Source organism: Effusibacillus consociatus (genome assembly GCF_042652925.1).
Lineage (GTDB): Bacteria > Bacillota > Bacilli > Tumebacillales > Effusibacillaceae > Effusibacillus > Effusibacillus consociatus.
The window spans coordinates 1-18,942 of record NZ_JBHSHC010000088.1 but is presented as its reverse complement, the minus strand read 5'-3'; the positions used below and the strand labels follow the sequence as shown (position 1 = coordinate 18,942).

Genomic DNA, 18,942 nt, shown 5'->3' with positions numbered 1-18,942 from the left:
TTATGTGGACAGTCATTTATATTGCGTCAGGTGAAAAAACAGCAGAATCAATTAAGCAAAAGCTTACACAAGAGGGGTTTCTTGTAAAACTTCGCCAAACCAACATCGCGAAGCAGCAATTCGAGATTCTGGTTCCTGAATCCGAGTTGGATGAAGTGCAAGAGGTGTTGAAGGATGTTCTGCATTCCTCTCATCTGTAAGCTGAAGAGGTGAAAGAGTGCTTAAGGATCTTTTCCATAAGAAGCGTAAATACGCAACGATTACCACGCAGGAGTTGGCTGAACGGAGAGATAACATTCCGGAAGGAATTATGACGAAATGCAAAAATTGCTCCGAGTTGTTAATCAGCCGTGAATTGGAGAAGAACTTAAAGACGTGCCCGCGCTGCGGCTATCATTTTCCGATGTCTGCTCCGGAACGAATTGCAGCGACGCTCGATGAGGGACGTTTTTTTGAGTATGACCAAGGTCTGACTTCTGTGGATCCGTTGCAATTTGAGGATTACCCTGCCAAGCTTGCACAGGTTCAGGCGGCAACCGGCCTTACGGAAGCGGTTGTCACCGGTGAAGGCACAATCGGCGGGAATCCGGTTGTAATGGGTGTAATGGATTCCCGGTTTATTATGGGATCGATGGGATCGGTTGTCGGAGAGAAGATCACCCGAGCCATTGAAAGAGCCATGGAGAAACGCTATCCCGTGATTATGTTTGCCGCTTCGGGAGGGGCCCGCATGCAGGAAGGGGTATTCTCTCTGATGCAGATGGCCAAAACGAGTGCGGCCCTCAACAAACTTTCGAAAGAAAAGCTGTTATTTGTGTCGGTATTAACCCATCCGACAACAGGAGGGGTTAGCGCTTCTTTTGCAAGTTTGGGCGATATCAACATTGCGGAACCGGGAGCCTTGATTGGATTTGCAGGACGTCGCGTAATTGAACAGACCATTCGCCAAAAGCTGCCGGAAGATTTTCAGACAGCCGAGTTTCTGTTGAAACACGGAATAATTGATAAGGTAGTTCATCGCAAGGAAATGAAACCCACGCTTGCGAAGATTTTGGATCTCCATGCGGGAGGTGTTCGTCATGGCAGCTGATTTGCAGTTTGAAAAGCCATTGACAGAGCTCCGCAACAAAATTGAAGAACTTCGAAAATTTACCGAGGAAAAAGGAATCGATTTCTCCGACGAAATTGAGAAGTTGGAAAGCAAGGCGGCCGAGCTGGAGCAGTCGATTTACGGGGAATTAACCCCATGGCAGAAAGTTCAGATTGCCCGCCACCCTGAACGGCCTACGACTCTCGATTATATTCGTGGCATGTTTACTGATTTCATTGAGCTGCACGGTGACCGCACGTTTGGTGATGATCCGGCCTTGGTTGGCGGTATCGGCAAACTGGAAGGCATTCCGGTAACCATTCTGGGACATCAAAAAGGACGTGACACCAAAGAGAATATCTACCGCCGATTCGGCATGCCGGAGCCGGAAGGCTATCGCAAAGCACTCCGTTTAATGAGGCAAGCGGAAAAATTCGGACGCCCGGTAATCTGTTTCATTGACACCTCCGGTGCTTATCCCGGTGTGGCGGCGGAAGAACGCGGCCAGAGTGAAGCGATCGCAAGAAACCTGATTGAAATGGCTGGGCTGTCCGTTCCGATCGTTTGTGTAGTGACCGGGGAAGGCGGTTCCGGCGGAGCGCTTGCCTTGGGAGTAGGTGACCGGATTTTCATGTTGGAGCATGCGGTATATTCCGTGATCTCGCCCGAAGGGGCAGCTGCTCTCTTGTGGAAAGATGCTACCCAAGCCCAGCGTGCCGCAGAAACGATGCGAATAACAGCTCAGGATCTGCACCGTTTTGGGATTGCGGATGATGTGATTGAAGAACCGCTGGGTGGTGCCCAGAAGGATCCGGAACTGACCATCTCTCGTGTGAAAGAGCGAGTTGTTGCAGCGATCAAGGAATTATTGCTGCTGCCGGAGGAAGAATTGGTGGAGGCTCGTTATCGCAAATTTAAGGCGATTGGTGAATTCAAAGAAATTATTCCTCAAAATGTTCAAGAAATTGAAACAGATATTGTTGAAAGTGAAAAGGTGCGTTAAACTAGGAGTGTGCTCATCAAATGGGGCACCTCCTTTTTATTGTATGGAGGGACGCAAAATGTCCCTGCGGGACGTTTTGGTGGTTGTTTGACTCCCCGCAAAAGTATTTGAAAAACTTCGAAGGATATGTAACTTTTGTGGGTTTTTTATGGGTAAATTATTTACTGAGTTGAGGAGGTATCGGGATTCATGAAGAAAATTGGAGTATTGACCAGCGGTGGAGATTCTCCCGGTATGAACGCGGCGATTCGTGCGGTCGTTCGGAGCGCAATTTATCATGGAATTGATGTGGTGGGAATCAAACGGGGGTATCAAGGTTTGATTTCGGGCGACATCATGTCCATGGATCTGGGCTCAGTGGCCGATATCATTCATCGGGGCGGAACCGTACTATATACCGCAAGATGTGAAGAGTTCAAAACCGAGGAAGGTCAACAGAAGGCACTCGCCACAATTCGGGAACATGGAATTGACGGAATTGTGGTGGTTGGAGGGGATGGTTCCTATCGCGGGGCACTTGCTCTCTCGCAAAAAGGAATTCCCACCATTGGATTACCGGGCACGATTGATAATGATATTCCTTGTACTGACTTTACAATTGGCTTTGATACTGCTATTAATACGGTGATCGATGCAATCGATAAAATCCGTGACACGGCTACTTCCCATGAACGTACCTATGTGGTGGAAGTGATGGGACGGCATGCGGGAGATATTGCACTTTGGGCTGGTGTCGCCGGAGGAGCCGAATCGATTATGATACCGGAAGATCCTGCGAATATCGATTCCATGGTGGAAAAACTGAAACGGGGGGCTGCCCGTGGCAAGAAGCACTCCATTATTCTGGTTGCAGAAGGAGTGGGCAAAGGCTTTGAAATCGGGGAGCAAATCCGTGAAAAAACGGGCTGGGAAACTCGAGTAACCGTACTCGGCCATATCCAGCGCGGCGGATCCCCGACCGCTTTCGACAGAACACTTGCCTCCCGGATGGGTTCCATGGCTGTTGATTTGCTGATGAAAGGCGAAGGAGGAAAAGCGGTGGGAATTCTTGGAGGGGTGCTGCAAGCACATGACATTGAGCGTGTTTTGGTCACCCCGAGAAAGCCGAATATGTCCTTGTATTCCCTTGCTTCAATTCTCTCGATATAATTCGATTCCGGAGGTTACTATGAGACGGACAAAAATTGTATGTACGATTGGACCGGCCAGTGAATCTGTGGAGGTCCTCACTTCCATCATTCAAAACGGAATGAATGTTGCACGTCTGAATTTTTCGCACGGTACGTATGAGGAACACGCAGCCCGTATACGAAATATTCGAGCAGCATCGAAAGCTGCCGGCAAAACGGTTGCCATCCTGCTGGACATTAAGGGACCTAAGATTCGGACTGGGCTGATTGAGAATGATCAGGTAGAATTGAAAGAGGGGTCAAGCATCACTCTTACTACGGAAGAAGTCCTCGGCACTGCCGAACGGGTATCGATTTCCTATAAAGGACTTCCTGAAGATGTTGAGCCAGGTTCACGCCTGCTGATTGATGACGGACTGATTGGGCTTGTTGTGGAAAAAGTCGAGGGGACCGACATCCTTTGTCGAGTAACCAACGGCGGCCTCCTGAAAAATCGAAAAGGGATCAACGCACCCGGGGTCAGATTGCGGATTCCAAGTGTAACCGAAAAAGATATTGCGGATATTAAATTTGGCATTGAACAAGGCGTTGATTTGATTGCTGCATCATTCGTGCGTAAGGCGAGTGACGTTTTGGATGTACGTCGTGTTCTTGAGGAAGGCAACGCCGATTTGGACATTATCGCAAAGATTGAAGCGGAAGAAGCGCTCGATAAGCTGGATGAAATCCTGGAAGTAGCCGATGGCTTAATGGTGGCCCGCGGTGATCTCGGGGTGGAAATTCCGACAGAAGAAGTACCTCTGTGGCAGAAAATCATGATTGGGAAAGCTAACAGAGTGGGCAAACCGGTGATTACCGCTACTCAGATGCTTGATTCAATGGAGCGCAATCCCCGGCCTACGCGGGCAGAGGCAAGCGATGTTGCCAACGCAATATTTGACGGAACAGACGCGATTATGCTCTCCGGGGAGACGGCGGCCGGCAAATACCCGATTCAAGCTGTTGAGACAATGGCCCGAATCGCGGAAAGGGCTGAACAGGCTCTGCGGGAAAATATTGTTCCTGCGAAAAAACGCCCCTGGGATGACAACCATACGGTGACAGACGCTTTGTCACAGGCAGTGGCGACAATTTCAAAAGATCTCAAAGCAAAAGCGATCGTCACTCCGACCCAAAGTGGGCATACGGCCCGAATGGTCTCGAAGTATCGCCCGGAATCGGTGATTATAGCTGTTACACCGAGTGCGAATGTGGCACGGCGATTGTGTGTTTCACATGGGGTTTATCCGGTTGTTGTGGAAGAAACGAACACCACAGACGAAATGCTTGAGGTTTCAGTAGAGGGAGCACTTCAATCGGGCCTTGTCACACACGGAGATTTAATCGTCATTACTGCCGGCGTTCCGGTGGGGCAACCGGGAACAACCAACTTGTTGAAGGTACATACCATCAGCGACGTGATTGCGCGCGGGCAGGGAATTGGTCAGAAAGCCGCCACAGGCCGGGTGGTTAAAGGGAAGCGTCTGAACGATGTATTGTCTCGGATTCAGCAGGGGGATATTTTGGTTATGCCGGGAACGGATGCGGATGTGGTTCCTGCGATGGAGAAGGCGGGAGCAGTCATCGTTGAAGAGGGCGGCCTTACTTCGCATGCGGCCGTTGTCGGTTTATCTCTCGGTATTCCGGTCATTGTCGGTGTTGAAGATGCAACAAATATACTGGAAGATGGTTCGATCATAACAGTTGACCCAGGACCGGGATTGATTTATAAAGGAAGAGTACAGGTGCTGTAAGTCACAAACAAGAAACGCTCTGCCAGGAGCGTTTTCTTTTATGAACAACCCACCCAACTTCCCGCCACTTGTGACGGGGGGATCACAAGTCTTGCTGCGTTGGACAGGCACCCAGAAACGGTTTTAAGGGAAAGTCGGAGGGAATTTGGATGGAAAACGGTTGGAACCGGATCGAGTTAAGAGTCAGATATTCCGAGACAGATGCGATGCAGGTTGTTTATCATGCAAATTATCTCAATTGGTTTGAAATTGGGAGAACAGAAATGATGCGAGGGACAGGTGTCCCTTATCGGGAGCTGGAACTCCAAGGCATTCTGCTGCCGGTAATTGAAACAAGGATTTTTTTTCATGCGGCGGCCCGATACGATGATGAAATTCTGGTCAAAACCCGATTGGTGGAAGCTCGTGTCAGAGTTCAATTTGAATATGAAATTGTAAGAAAAGCCGACGAAAAACTTTTGGTGTCGGGCTATACCCTGCATGCATGGGTGAACCGGGAGATGAAACCGATCCAGTTACGGAAAGCGGCTCCTGAAATGTATCGTGCAATCCAAGAACGAGTATATCGTGCGGAGTGAGGTGGTTCATCATGTTTAGGATTTTGCTGCTGCTGTTCATCATCGTTCCAACAATTGAAATTTATTTCCTCGTTCAAATAGGAAAGGTTATTGGCGGCTGGCAGACGGTTTTTTTAGTTCTTTTGACAAGTGGTTTGGGGGCATATCTGGCGAAATCCCAAGGACGAGCAACCTGGTCAAGATTGCAGAAGGAATTGTCGATGGGACGCCCACCGGGCAATACGCTTTTGGACGGCGTGTGTGTTCTGATTGGCGGAGTACTGCTTTTAACGCCAGGATTTTTCACCGACATTCTGGGACTGATTTTGCTGCTCCCTCCAACGCGGGAACCTGTTAAGAGGATTTTAAGGAGATGGCTCGAAAAGCAGTTATCAAAAGGCACTTGGATTACGTTTAGAAGATGGTAAATCCGGTACTGCTTGCACTAGGTGAAATTTTGCCAGTTTTGGGTACTCTAGCAATGTTGGGGAATGTGGAGTTTCATATCGTGAAACCGAGGTTCAATAGGTGAAAAATTTGTTGTTGCATGATTCACACATATGGTATGATTGTAAGCGGGTAAGTTCTGATTTTGCACATAAATCGAGGGGGAACGTTCAATGGCATTGTTCGAGAAGTTTGCTATGCCCACTGAGGGTGAACGAATTCAAGTTGATAATGGGAAGCTGCTTGTTCCCAACAACCCGATAATCCCGTTTATTGAAGGGGACGGCACCGGTCCGGACATCTGGGCGGCTGCTTCCCGCGTGTTGGATGCGGCTGTTAAGAAGGCTTATAATAGCGAAAAGAAAATTGCCTGGTATGAAGTCTATGCAGGTGAAAAGGCATTCAACAAATTTAACGAGTGGCTTCCGAACGATACATTGACCGCTCTGAGAGAATACATCGTAAGTATCAAGGGTCCTCTTACCACTCCGGTCGGGGGAGGGATTCGTTCCTTAAACGTGGCGCTTCGCCAGGAACTGGATTTGTATGTTTGCTTGCGACCTGTTCAATATTTTGATGGTGTTCCGTCACCTGTTAAACACCCGGAACTGGTCGATATGGTGATTTTCCGTGAGAATTCCGAGGACATTTATGCCGGAATCGAGTATCAGGAGGGAACTCCGGAAGTTAAGAAAGTGATAGAATTCCTCCAGAAAGAAATGGGAGTGAAGAAAATCCGTTTCCCTGAGACTTCTGGTATTGGCATCAAGCCGGTTTCGAAAGAGGGTACAGAACGTCTTGTACGGGCTTCGATTGAATATGCGCTCCGCCACAATCGTAAGAGTGTGACCTTGATACATAAAGGAAACATCATGAAATTTACTGAAGGAGCGTTTAAGACCTGGGGATATGAACTTGCTGAACGCGAATTTGCGGACAAAGTGTTCACTTGGGCACAATACGACCGAATTAAGGAACAGCAAGGATCGGAAGCTGCCAACAAGGCACAGGCAGAAGCTGAGGCGGCAGGCAAGCTGATTGTGAAAGACAGTATCGCGGATGCATTCCTTCAGCAGATTTTGACCCGTCCGGCAGAGTATGACGTGGTTGCAACCCTGAATCTCAATGGCGACTATATCTCTGACGCATTGGCAGCACAAGTTGGAGGAATTGGAATTGCACCGGGGGCTAACATTAACTATGTAACCGGACATGCTGTATTCGAAGCTACTCACGGTACAGCTCCGAAGTATGCCGGACAAGATAAGGTGAATCCGGGATCGGTTCTCTTATCCGGTGTGATGATGCTAGAGCACCTTGGCTGGCAGGAAGCTGCAGATATGATCATCCGTTCGATGGAAAAGACAATCGGTCAAAAGGTTGTTACTTATGACTTTGCACGATTGATGGAAGGCGCTAAGGAAGTAAAATGTTCCGAATTCGGAACCGCTTTGATCAATAATTTGTAAGCCTTAGGGGGAGACGCATCATGACGATTAAACGCAAAAAGATCTCGGTGATTGGCGCGGGTTTTACTGGTGCTACCACAGCATTATTCTTGGCCCAAAAAGAACTCGGAGACGTTGTTCTTCTTGACATTCCGCAGCTGGAGAATCCTACAAAAGGAAAAGCTTTGGACATGCTGGAAGCAACTCCGGTACTTGGTGCAGATTCTAACATTATCGGTACAAGCAATTATGAAGATACCAAGGATTCTGACGTGGTAATCATTACTGCGGGCATTGCACGTAAGCCGGGCATGAGCCGTGATGATCTTGTTACAACGAATGCAGGTATCGTGAAGTCGGTTTCGGAGCAAGTTGCGAAATACTCTCCGAACTGTTTTGTCATCATTTTGTCGAATCCGGTAGATGCCATGACTTATGTGGCACATAAAGCAACCGGGTTTCCAAAGAACCGCGTAATCGGTCAATCGGGTGTACTAGATACTGCCCGCTTCCGTACATTTGTTGCACAGGAATTGAATGTTTCGGTAGAAGATGTTACCGGGTTCGTTCTTGGGGGGCATGGGGACGACATGGTTCCGCTGATTCGTTACTCTTTCGCAGGTGGAATTCCGCTTGAGAAACTGATTCCCCAAGATCGTATCGATGCAATTGTGGAACGTACCCGCAAAGGGGGAGCCGAGATTGTCAACCTGCTCGGCACCGGAAGTGCTTACTATGCTCCGGCTGCATCCCTTGCTCAAATGACAGAAGCGATTCTCAAAGACAAGAAGCGAATTCTCCCGTCGATCGCCCTCCTTGAAGGGGAATACGGATATGAGAACTTGTATATGGGCGTGCCCACCCTGCTTGGTGGAAACGGTATCGAGAAAGTTTATGAGCTGGAACTTACAGAGGAAGAAAAAGCGGCTCTCGACAAATCGGCTCAATCGGTCCGCAACGTGATGAACTTGGTTGGATAACTCAAAAGAAAAGCTCCCGAAAGGGAGCTTTTCTTTTGGGATTTAAAGTGCTAAAGTTACTATCGCCTTGAGAAATATAGGCAGGTTTTATGGTCTTATATGGAAGTGTTGGATGCCCGTGGTCTTCGGTTTCGATGCTTTCAAACAGTCGTTCGAATGAGCTTTAGGCTGATTTTATGAGATCTTGGCTTGTAATTGACTCTGCTCACCCTATATTAAGTAGCGTGTAATTCTTGTAATATGTTAATGTAAGTATGTGTTAAAAATAGTAAAGAATTGTTCTTGCGATGAACAGAGACAAATATAATAATCTTGGACTTGAAAATTTTTTCTGTGGACGTGTCAGTCAAATTTGCGCTATAATCATTTTGGAAATACCGCTAAAGTTTGTAAATAATATTTACTCGTATGAATTGTTGTAAAATTGCATTTACATTTTTACGGCGAAGTACATACGTTTGCGCGGGGTATTAGGCTAAGAACAATGCTGTTCGAAGCCTGACCATAAAAAAAGAACTGAATTTTGAAGGGGGCAAATTCATGAAAGCCAAGAAATGGCTTGCAACTGCGGTTGCGCTCACCATGGCAGGAAGTCTGGTAGTGGGTTGTAGCACAACTACTGGCGATCCTGGAAAAGACGGCAAAAAGAAAGAGGTTGTAATTAGTACAAATGAACCTGGCGAAATTCCTTCAATTGATCCTGCGTTGGCCAAAGACAGTCAGTCCAGTTGGGTAATTGACCATGTGATGGAAGGATTGTACTTCCAGGACAAAGATGGCTTGAAACCGGGTCAGGCAAAGGAACATAAGGTAAGTGCCGATGGTATTACCTATACATTCACTTTAAAAGACGGTCTTAAGTGGTCCAACGGAGATGCTGTTACCGCCCATGACTTTGAATTTGCTTGGAAACGTGTTCTGGATCCGGCAACCGCATCCGAATATGCTTATATTATTGCCGATTATATCAAGGGCGGAAAAGAGTACAACTCTGCCGATGCGAAAAAAGAAGGCGAAGCTGGGATGAAGAAGCTTCGTGACGCAGTGGGAGTTAAGGCATTAGACGATAAGACTCTTGAAGTCCAGCTCGCAGCTCCGACTCCGTTTTTCTTGCAATTAGTCTCTTACTATACCTACTATCCGGTACCGAAGAAAGTAGTGGAATCAAATGCGAAGTGGGCGGCGGAAGCAAACACTTATGTTTCCAATGGTCCTTTCAAAGTGGTTGAGTGGGCAAAAGACAAGCGTCTTGTCGCTGCAAAAAACGAAAACTATTGGAGCAAAGACACCATTACGGCTGATAAAATTATCTGGAACAACCTTTCCGACGACAATACTGCTTGGCAGATGTATCAAAACGGCGAATTGAACATGTTCCGTGCAGTTCCGCCGGCGGCAACAGAGCAAGCACTGAAGACTGGTGAAATGAAGCCGACTCCGCAATTAGCGACCTATTTCTATCGCTTCAATGTAACGAAACCTCCATTCAATAATGTTAAGGTACGGAAAGCATTCGCAATGGCGATTGACCGGAAGGCGATTATTGATAACGTTACGAAAGCGGGTCAAAAACCGGCCTATGCATTCGTATCACCGGGTATCAAGGCTCCTGATGGTAAGGATTTCCGGGAAGCAGGCGGCAATGCATTCTTCAAGGAAGATGCCAACGAAGCCAAAAAGCTTCTCGAAGAAGGTTTGAAGGAGCTTGGTATGAGCTCGATGCCGAAGATTACCCTCACCTATAACACGAACGAAGGTCATAAAAAGATTGCGGAAGCGATTCAGGAGATGTGGAAGAAAAACTTGGGAGTCGAGGTCGAGCTTCAAAATGCCGAGTGGAAAGTGTATCTGGACAAGGTTCATAAGCTTGACTACCAAGTGGCTCGGGCTGGTTGGATTGGAGATTATCTTGACCCGATCACCTTTATTGATATGTTTGTTACCAAGGGTGACAACAACGAAACCGGTTGGAGCAATCCGAAGTACGATGAACTGGTTGTAGCATCCAAGAAAGAACAGGATCAGAAGAAGCGTGATCAAATGTTGCATGATGCCGAAAAGATCCTGATGGACGAAATGCCGATCATGCCAATTTATTTCTATACGCACAACAACGCATACAAGCCGGAACTTCAAGGGTATTATCAGCCGGCTAACCGTGAACCGGTTTTCCGTTATGCAACAATTAAGTAAGAGAAGTCCAGCTAGATAGAGAAAGTAAATCAGATGAGGTATGCCAGGAGAGGCTGGCATACCTCATCTTCTGAATGACCCAACGAAAGGGGGAAGGGGAATGCTTCGTTTTCTTGTTAAGCGAGGTATTAATGCACTGCTTACACTGTGGGTTATTATCACCTTGACATTTACTCTCATGCATTTGGTTCCGGGAGGACCCTTTACTTCTGAAAAACCAGTACCGCCTGCGGTGCTAGAGAATCTAAATAAGTATTACCATTTGGACGAGCCAGTTGCTATGCAATATGTCCGTTATTTGGGCGACTTGATGAGAGGGGATCTTGGGCCTTCCTATAAGTCGAATACCCGTACCGTTAATGATATGTTGGCAGACACCATGCCAATCTCTTTCCATCTGGGAACGCAGGCTTTACTTATTGCCGTCGTTGGAGGTTTAACGTTGGGAATAGTTGCTGCTCTTAATCATAACAAGTGGCCAGACTATACAGCTTCTATTGTGGCGGTTATTGGGACAGCTGTTCCCAGCTTCGTTTTGGCCACACTGATGATTCAAGTAATCGGACTCGAGTTAAAATGGCTACCGATTGCAACGTGGAAAACCTGGCAGCATACGATCATGCCATCTGTAGCACTCGCCTTTTTGCCGATGGCTCAGGTGACTCGTTTGATGCGTTCCAACATGTTGGAAGTTATAGGCCAGGATTATATTAAAACAGCTAAATCCAAAGGTTTATCGAAGTTACAGATTACTCTTCGTCATACAATTCGTAATGCAATTTTGCCTGTTGTTACCATTCTTGGACCAATCGCGGCCACCCTGTTGACCGGTACATTTGTCATCGAGCATATCTTTTCAGTGCCGGGTTCCGGCAAATTGTTTGTAATGAGTATTCAGAACCGGGATTATCCGCTGATTTTGGGGACTACTGTCGTCTACGGTGCTGTACTTGTAGTGATCTTATTTATTGTGGACGTTCTTTATTCGTTAATTGATCCGCGGATTAAAGTAACAGGGAAGGGGGCGCGCTGATGTCATTGCAATTGAATACCGAAATGTTTCAACCTGTCGGCAAAGCACACAATGCGGAACAGATGGTCCGTCCCAGCATGTCATACTGGCAAGATGCATGGCGGCGTCTGAAGAAAAACAAACTTGCAATGGCAGGGCTGATTGCGATTGCCATTTTGATTGTCATGGCGATTTTCGGTCCGATGATGCAGCCGTATTCCTATTCGGATCAAAACTTCATGGAAGCTAACCAAGGCCCTTCGGCCAAACATTGGTTTGGAACCGATGACCTCGGACGTGATCTGTTTGTTCGGGTCTGGTACGGTGCGCGTATCTCTCTGTTTATCGGTGTAATGGCAGCATTGATTGATCTTGTGATCGGGGTTATATACGGAGGAATTGCCGGGTTTAAAGGCGGAAACACCGATGAAGTCATGATGCGTATCATTGAGGTTTTGTACGCGATTCCATATTTGCTGGTCGTTATCATGCTCATGGTTGTAATGGGACAAGGATTAACATCCATTATCATTGCCTTGGGTGCTCTTGGGTGGATGAATATGGCCCGCTTGGTTCGCGGACAAATCTTGCAGCTGAAAGAGCAAGAGTTTGTACTGGCAGCACGGACTTTAGGAGCAAGCAATAAACGTCTTTTGTTCAAGCATTTGATTCCGAATACCTTAGGCGTGATCATTGTCAACATTACGTTTACTATCCCGTCGGCTATTTTTACGGAAGCATTTCTTAGCTTCCTCGGATTAGGTGTGCCGGTTCCGAAGGCAAGTTGGGGGACGTTGGCCAGTGACGCATTGGGAAGTTTAATTCAGGGACATGCCTACCAGTTGTTTTTCCCGGCTTTGTTCATCTCGCTGACGATGCTGGCATTCAACTTGTTTGGTGACGGTTTGCGTGATGCATTAGATCCGAAAATGCGGAAGTAAAGGGGGGAGTTCGGTGAAAGACGTTATTTTGGAAGTAAAAGATCTGGAAGTTTCGTTTGATACCTACGCAGGTGAAGTAAAAGCGGTTCGCGGAGTGAATTTCAACCTTCGGAAAGGTGAAGCGCTTGCCATTGTAGGAGAATCAGGTTGCGGAAAATCCGTTACGGCACAAACCATTATGCGTTTGATCCCGACCCCTCCAGGTCGAATCAAAAATGGTCAGATTCTCTTTGAAGGCAAAACGGATATTGTTAAGCTGTCAGACAAAGAAATGGAAGAGATTCGCGGTTCGGAAATGGGGATGATTTTCCAGGATCCGATGACTTCATTGAATCCGACAATGACCATTGGTAAACAAATTACCGAAGGTCTAATTAAGCATCAAGGGTACTCAAAAGATCAAGCGAATGAACGTGCGATTGAGATGTTGAAGTTGGTGGGAATTCCTAATCCGGAAGCCCGGATTAATCAATATCCTCATCAATTTAGCGGCGGTATGCGACAGCGTGTGATGATCGCGGTCGCTCTCGCTTGTAATCCCAAATTGCTGATTGCCGACGAGCCAACCACTGCTCTTGACGTGACCATACAGGCACAAATCATTGATTTGATGAAAGACCTTCAGAACAAAATCGACACCTCGATTATTATCATTACCCATGATCTGGGTGTAGTGGCAGACATTGCACAACGTGTCGTAGTAATGTATGCAGGGAAAGTGGTTGAACAGGGAGCAGTGAGAGATATTTTCTATGATCCTAAGCATCCGTATACTTGGGGATTGCTTCGTTCTGTCCCTCGCCTTCATGATGATTCGGATGCGGAACTTGTTCCGATCGAAGGAACACCGCCGGATTTGTTCGCTCCGCCAAAGGGCTGCGGGTTTGCCGCGCGTTGCCCGTATGCTATGCAGGTATGCTTGGAGCATGATCCTCAGCACTCGAGTATCAATGAGGGTCATTCAGTTGCATGTTGGTTGACAAATCCGATGGCACCCAAAGTGGACCGCCCTGTAGAAGTGGGGGAACGCTAAAATGACTGAAAACATCTTAGAAGTACGCAATCTCAAAAAATACTTTACTCTTGGTCGGGGTGCAACCCTCAAGGCTGTTGATAACGTCTCCTTTTCCATTAAACGTGGTGAAACGTTTGGTCTGGTAGGGGAATCCGGTTGTGGCAAATCTACTACCGGGCGTACGATTATTCGTTTATACGACGCAACAGAAGGCGAAGTGCTTTTTAACGGAAAGAACGTTCATCAGTTAAAAGGGAAAGAGTCCAAGGACTTTCACCGAAAAATGCAGATGGTGTTCCAAGATCCATATGCATCGCTCAATCCTCGTATGACCGTAGGTGACATTATTGCCGAGGGAATTGATATTCACGGTTTGGCGACCGGTAAAGAGCGTATGGAGCGTGTACATGATCTGCTGCGTACGGTCGGTTTGAATGCAGAACATGCAAGCCGTTTCCCGCACGAGTTTTCTGGCGGCCAGCGTCAACGGATCGGGATTGCCCGTGCATTGGCGATCGAACCTGAGTTCATCATCGCGGATGAACCCATTTCGGCGCTCGATGTGTCCATTCAAGCTCAGGTGGTTAACCTCTTTGAAAAATTGCAAAAAGAGCGTGGGTTGACCTATCTCTTTATCGCTCACGATTTGGCCATGGTGAAGCATATTTCCGATCGTATCGGGGTGATGTATTTAGGGGCATTGGTAGAAACCGCTGGTTCGAAAGAACTCTACCGAAAACCTTTACACCCGTATACGGACGCATTGCTTTCTGCGATTCCTATTCCTGATCCTGATCTTTCCCAGGCACGCGAACGCATCATCCTGCAAGGAGATGTGCCGAGCCCGATTAATCCTCCTAGCGGTTGCCGATTCCGGACCCGTTGTCCGAAAGCAATGCCGGAATGTGCAGAGATTATGCCGGAATTGGTTGAAGTGGAACCCAATCACTTTGTAGCATGTCATTTATATAAATAGCAAACAGATCCATTCACTTTGGCGTCTCAACAAGTGCCTTTGCCTATGGGGGATTCCCCGTTTGCAGAGGCTCTTTTTTCCACGATAGCGTTTTACAGATTTTCAAAAAATCCAGGAGGCTGCGATTGTTGAAGACCAGAGTGTTGCGGTCATGGACCAATTGGCTGGGAATCGGGTTGATTCTGCTGGGGATATGGATCCCTAACTGGTTGGGGCCTGAACAGATGGGGTTGAATGACCTTTTACATAAAATGGAGCGAGAACCAACAGGAAACTCCATTGTGGTTACCACTTTTATTTTGGTTGCGTTGAAGACGATTCGTGGTTTGCCCTTCTACCTTGGTGCTTTCCTATTAGGCGATCGGATTGGAGATCTGTTGGAGCGGCCGTGGCTAAGGATAGCGATCCCTCTCGTTACTGTGCCACTTTTGTATTTTACCGTGGACCCGTATAACCCTTTGAACTATGATCTTGGCAGTTCCACGTTGCTGCTGCTTTTCGCGATTTACTTGCTGCAAAGGCTGGGCACAGGGAGACTGGGCCCTGCGATGAAATCACTTGTGTTGTCCCAATTGTTTATAGGATTGCAGTGGCTAGATGTGGTGCCTTTTCTTTCAAGTTATGGATTTGGCCGTGGCCCCATCTCTTCCGAGCTGAAGGAATTGGCAATACGAATCGGTTTTGATCAGGCACTGGGGCTATACGGGATCGTGTTGTGTTTGATTTTTGTGATCCATGCGGTTGTTCTTGCAGTGTTTCTTGCCATGGCGGCCCAAAAGTGGATGATCACACAAACGTTGCATCTTGCACAACTGGAGGCCATGGAATCTCGAGCCGGCCGTGAGGTTTTGCATTTGGTTCACGATCTGAAAACACCGCTTGCTACAATCGAAGGCCTGATCTCTTTGGTTGACATGCGATTGCATGATTCGAAGATAAAAGAGTATTGTCAAATCATCTCGGCCTCCATCATGTCAATGAGTGAAATGATATCCGAGATCCTCTATGAGGATCGAAAGAGCTGGTGCCTTTTGGAGGATTTGATTAACTATGTTCGGGCGAGCCGATTAAGCGGGACGAAAGCGTGTTTGGAACTGGAATTTCGAGTGGATCGGAACATTCGGGTCTGGATCAATAAAATTCGCATTACCCGTGCTCTGGTCAACTTGATCGATAACGCTTTTGATGCATTGGAAAACAAAAATGACGGGAAAGTGGTTCTACGTGTAGAGATGCATGGCAGTGAAGTTTGGTTGGGGGTGTCAGACAATGGTCCGGGCATCACTTCCCTTGAACGTGACAAGGTTTGGCAAGCCGGTTACAGCACCAAGCATCATCCCGGTGTCGGATTGTCTTTTGTTCGTCAAGTCGCCGAGGGGCACGGGGGATCCGTTGCAATCGACAGTGAAGTCGGCAGAGGGACTACGGTTTGGGTTAAATTACCGGGAGGTGGCTATTCGGAATGAGGATTCTTATCGTGGACGATGATGCGTCGATAAGATATATGTTGACCGAGATTTGCTCATTCGTCGGATGGGGGACCGTTGCGGTCAGCAATGGCAGAGAATGTCTGGAGGCATTTGACAGTATGGGAGCGGATGTTGTTCTGGTCGATTACCACATGCCGGAAATGGATGGATTGCTGACAGTCCGAGAACTCCGGAAACGAAACGATGAAGTGCCGATTCTTGTATTAACGGTGGACGAACGGCAGGAAATCGCAGATCGGTTTTTGGATGAAGGGGCGACTGATTTTGCTTTAAAACCCGTTAAAGCTCCCGACCTCATCTCACGCATTCAATTGCATATCCGGCTTATCCAGCTCACGAGATCTTCCCAAGGAGATTCGAGGACAGAGCAGGAAGAGGTATTTGTCACCAAGGGTATCAGTAAAATTACGCTGTCTCACATTGTCAACTATTTGCGCTCCCACAGGGATCCCTGTACGATCGACGATATCACTAGAGAATTGGGGTTGGCATATCCTACTGTATACCGATACCTCACCCATCTCATGCAAAAAGGGAAAGTACGAACGATCGTAAGTTATCAGAAAGTGGGAAGACCCAAAAACCGTTATCAATGGATGCAAAATTGATCACCGCTGTCACTGATTTTTGAGTGGCAGTTTTTTTCTTTTTTTTCTCTTCTATACATCATCACAAAAAAGTTATAATTAATAACAGAGTTTTAATAAATTTCAGCTAACTTGATAGGTGTGAGAGAAGGGTTCAGATGAAACCAATCATTGGAATAACAGGGTACGTCTGCGAAAAATGACTTTGGCAACAAAGGTAGTTTAAAGAGAGTGAGGTCGCGGGATGAAGCCGTTGCTTACGGTTCGCGGTTTAAAAACACATTTTTTTACAGACGATGGTGTCGTTCGTTCTGTAGATGGAGTGGACATTATTGTTCATGAGGGAGAAACGGTTGGTATAGTTGGTGAATCAGGATGCGGGAAGAGCGTCACTTCCATGTCGATTATGCGTTTAATCCCTTCCCCTCCGGGTAAGATTGTTGAAGGGTCTATCATGTTCCAGGACAAAGATCTGGTTCAACTGACCGAGAAGGAAATGCGGGACATAAGAGGCAATGATATTGCAATGATTTTTCAGGAACCCATGACAAGCCTCAATCCGGTGTATACCATCGGAGATCAAATCAGTGAAGCGATTCGGCTGCACATGGGGCTTAAACGGAAGGAAGCGGAACAGCGTGCGGTTGAGCTGCTGCGACAGGTGGGGATCCCTAGGGCAGAACAAATCGTTCATGATTACCCCCATAGCCTTTCCGGAGGAATGCGGCAACGGGTAATGATCGCGATGGCAATGGCCTGCAATCCGAAGCTTCTGATTGCTGACGAGCCCACAACGGCTTTGGATGTGACCATCCAAGCCCAGATTCTGGATTTGATGAGAAAACTGAAATCAGAACGGGGGACATCCATACTCATGATCACACATGATCTTGGTGTAGTGGCGGAGATGTGTGATCGGGTAATCGTCATGTACGGCGGCAAAGTGGTGGAAGAAGCGGATGTGGTGACAATTTTCGAATCCCCAAGCCACCCCTATACAAAAGGACTTTTACAATCGATTCCTTCTTTGGAAAGCGAGAAAGAGTGGCTCGAGTCTATTCCCGGCAGCGTTCCGATTCCATCGGAGATGCCGGTGGGGTGCAAATTTGCACCCAGATGCCAGAATGCGATGGAGAGATGTCATAAGGAAGAGCCGGAACTGTATGAAGTGGCTTTTGGGCACAAGTCCCGCTGCTTCTTGATGGCGTAGGAGGTTCCGCATGTCAAACGTACTTTTGCAAGTAAAGAATCTCAAAAAATACTATCCGATCCGTGCCGGTTTGACGCGCAAGATAGTCGGAAACGTAAAAGCAGTCGATGGTGTGGATTTAACAATCTATCGGGGAGAAACATTTGGTCTCGTAGGAGAATCAGGATGCGGAAAGTCAACGACCGGACGCTCGATTCTGCGGCTGATTGCACCCACTGACGGAGAAATCTTCTTTGACGGGAGGGACATCGCTTCTTTGTCAGCCCGGGAGATGCGTCATGTGTATCGAGATATGCAATTGATCTTTCAGGATCCCTATGCTTCGTTAAATCCGCGCAAAACAGTTGAAAAGCTTATCGCCGAGCCGATGCTCGTACATAATTTATATACCCCGGCTGAACGAACAAAGCGTGTACATGAGCTGCTGGAAGTGGTTGGGTTAAGCTCCTACCATGGATCTCGGTATCCGCACGAATTCTCCGGCGGTCAGCGCCAGAGAATTGGCATTGCCCGTGCATTGGCTCTGCATCCGAAATTGATCATCGCCGACGAACCGGTATCTGCCTTGGACGTGTCGATACAATCACAGGTGCTGAATCTTTTGCGCCAGTTGCAAAGAGATTTTGATCTGACCTATCTATTCATCGCTCATGATCTTAGCGTAGTGAAGCACATCAGTGATCGTATCGGAGTCATGTATCTGGGGAGGATCGTGGAGCTTTCAGACAAGAAAAATCTTTATGAAAAACCGATGCATCCGTATACGCAGGCACTCTTATCGGCTGTGCCGGTCGCCAATCCAAAGGCAAAGCCCGAACGCATTCTCCTTGAAGGGGATGTGCCGAGTCCAGCCAATCCTCCGCAAGGCTGCGCTTTTCATCCGAGATGTTCTGCTTGCATGGACATCTGCAAGACAGTTCGCCCGGAACTTCGCGACGTTGGTGATGGCCACTTTGTGGCGTGCCACCTATATAACAATTAAAAAGCCAAACAAGGGGGTCAAAGTCTGAAATCCTTAGCAAATGCACGTATCCAAGAAAAAGCGCATACCAAATAAGCCGTACACAAGA

The 18,942-nt window shown here is 47.4% G+C and carries 18 protein-coding genes; all 18 read left to right on the top strand.

The genetic code is table 11. The features are described from left to right. Positions 1-2: 2 nt before the first annotated feature. The 18 genes from ACFO8Q_RS10395 to ACFO8Q_RS10310 all read left to right on the top strand — a co-directional run bounded on the left by ACFO8Q_RS10395 (position 3) and on the right by ACFO8Q_RS10310 (position 18,854). Complete coding sequence (locus ACFO8Q_RS10395) at positions 3-200, top strand: glutamate decarboxylase (protein WP_380025710.1); 198 nt, start codon at positions 3-5, stop codon at positions 198-200. Positions 201-217: 17 nt separating this feature from the next. Continuing rightward, the gene (gene accD, locus ACFO8Q_RS10390) at positions 218-1,090 is read left to right on the top strand and encodes an acetyl-CoA carboxylase, carboxyltransferase subunit beta (protein ID WP_380025709.1); all 873 of its coding nucleotides are present in this window, start codon (positions 218-220) and stop codon (positions 1,088-1,090) included. Next, positions 1,080-2,093 (top strand): acetyl-CoA carboxylase carboxyltransferase subunit alpha, encoded by a 1,014-nt coding sequence (locus ACFO8Q_RS10385; protein ID WP_380025708.1) that lies wholly within the window; start codon positions 1,080-1,082, stop codon positions 2,091-2,093. The genes accD and ACFO8Q_RS10385 overlap by 11 nt, the downstream gene beginning before the upstream one ends. A 189-nt stretch (positions 2,094-2,282) precedes the next feature. Then, positions 2,283-3,242: a 6-phosphofructokinase gene (pfkA, locus tag ACFO8Q_RS10380; RefSeq protein WP_380025707.1), complete on the top strand. Its 960-nt coding sequence runs from the start codon at positions 2,283-2,285 to the stop codon at positions 3,240-3,242. A gap of 19 nt (positions 3,243-3,261) precedes the next feature. Then, positions 3,262-5,016, top strand: a complete 1,755-nt coding sequence (gene pyk / locus ACFO8Q_RS10375) for a pyruvate kinase (protein ID WP_380025706.1) — start codon at positions 3,262-3,264, stop codon at positions 5,014-5,016. Positions 5,017-5,165: 149 nt separating this feature from the next. Then, entirely contained in the window at positions 5,166-5,594 is a 429-nt protein-coding gene (locus tag ACFO8Q_RS10370) for an acyl-CoA thioesterase (protein ID WP_380025705.1), read from the top strand. Positions 5,595-5,605: 11 nt separating this feature from the next. After that, positions 5,606-6,001, top strand: a complete 396-nt coding sequence (locus ACFO8Q_RS10365; protein ID WP_380025704.1) for an FxsA family protein — start codon at positions 5,606-5,608, stop codon at positions 5,999-6,001. A 192-nt stretch (positions 6,002-6,193) separates the two neighbouring features. Next, the gene (icd, locus tag ACFO8Q_RS10360) at positions 6,194-7,489 is read left to right on the top strand and encodes an NADP-dependent isocitrate dehydrogenase (RefSeq protein WP_380025703.1); all 1,296 of its coding nucleotides are present in this window, start codon (positions 6,194-6,196) and stop codon (positions 7,487-7,489) included. A gap of 20 nt (positions 7,490-7,509) precedes the next feature. Beyond that, complete coding sequence (gene mdh / locus ACFO8Q_RS10355) at positions 7,510-8,448, top strand: malate dehydrogenase (protein ID WP_380025702.1); 939 nt, start codon at positions 7,510-7,512, stop codon at positions 8,446-8,448. Positions 8,449-8,988: 540 nt separating this feature from the next. Next, entirely contained in the window at positions 8,989-10,641 is a 1,653-nt protein-coding gene (locus tag ACFO8Q_RS10350; RefSeq protein ID WP_380025701.1) for a peptide ABC transporter substrate-binding protein, read from the top strand. Positions 10,642-10,741: 100 nt separating this feature from the next. After that, on the top strand, positions 10,742-11,674 hold the full coding sequence (locus ACFO8Q_RS10345) for an ABC transporter permease (RefSeq protein WP_380025700.1): 933 nt from the start codon (positions 10,742-10,744) through the stop codon (positions 11,672-11,674). Then, on the top strand, positions 11,674-12,594 hold the full coding sequence (locus ACFO8Q_RS10340) for an ABC transporter permease (protein WP_380025699.1): 921 nt from the start codon (positions 11,674-11,676) through the stop codon (positions 12,592-12,594). The genes ACFO8Q_RS10345 and ACFO8Q_RS10340 overlap by 1 nt, the downstream gene beginning before the upstream one ends. 13 nt (positions 12,595-12,607) lie before the next feature. Then, positions 12,608-13,627: an ABC transporter ATP-binding protein gene (locus ACFO8Q_RS10335; protein ID WP_380025698.1), complete on the top strand. Its 1,020-nt coding sequence runs from the start codon at positions 12,608-12,610 to the stop codon at positions 13,625-13,627. A gap of 1 nt (position 13,628) precedes the next feature. Next, complete coding sequence (locus ACFO8Q_RS10330) at positions 13,629-14,585, top strand: ABC transporter ATP-binding protein (protein ID WP_380025697.1); 957 nt, start codon at positions 13,629-13,631, stop codon at positions 14,583-14,585. Positions 14,586-14,713: 128 nt separating this feature from the next. Further along, positions 14,714-16,051, top strand: coding sequence for a sensor histidine kinase (locus ACFO8Q_RS10325; RefSeq protein ID WP_380025696.1), 1,338 nt, complete (start codon positions 14,714-14,716; stop codon positions 16,049-16,051). After that, positions 16,048-16,683 (top strand): response regulator, encoded by a 636-nt coding sequence (locus ACFO8Q_RS10320; RefSeq protein ID WP_380025695.1) that lies wholly within the window; start codon positions 16,048-16,050, stop codon positions 16,681-16,683. Before ACFO8Q_RS10325 ends, ACFO8Q_RS10320 begins: the two co-directional genes overlap by 4 nt. Positions 16,684-16,906: 223 nt before the next feature. Then, the gene (locus ACFO8Q_RS10315) at positions 16,907-17,872 is read left to right on the top strand and encodes an ABC transporter ATP-binding protein (protein WP_380025694.1); all 966 of its coding nucleotides are present in this window, start codon (positions 16,907-16,909) and stop codon (positions 17,870-17,872) included. A gap of 10 nt (positions 17,873-17,882) precedes the next feature. After that, complete coding sequence (locus tag ACFO8Q_RS10310) at positions 17,883-18,854, top strand: ABC transporter ATP-binding protein (protein WP_380025693.1); 972 nt, start codon at positions 17,883-17,885, stop codon at positions 18,852-18,854. Positions 18,855-18,942 lie beyond the last annotated feature (88 nt).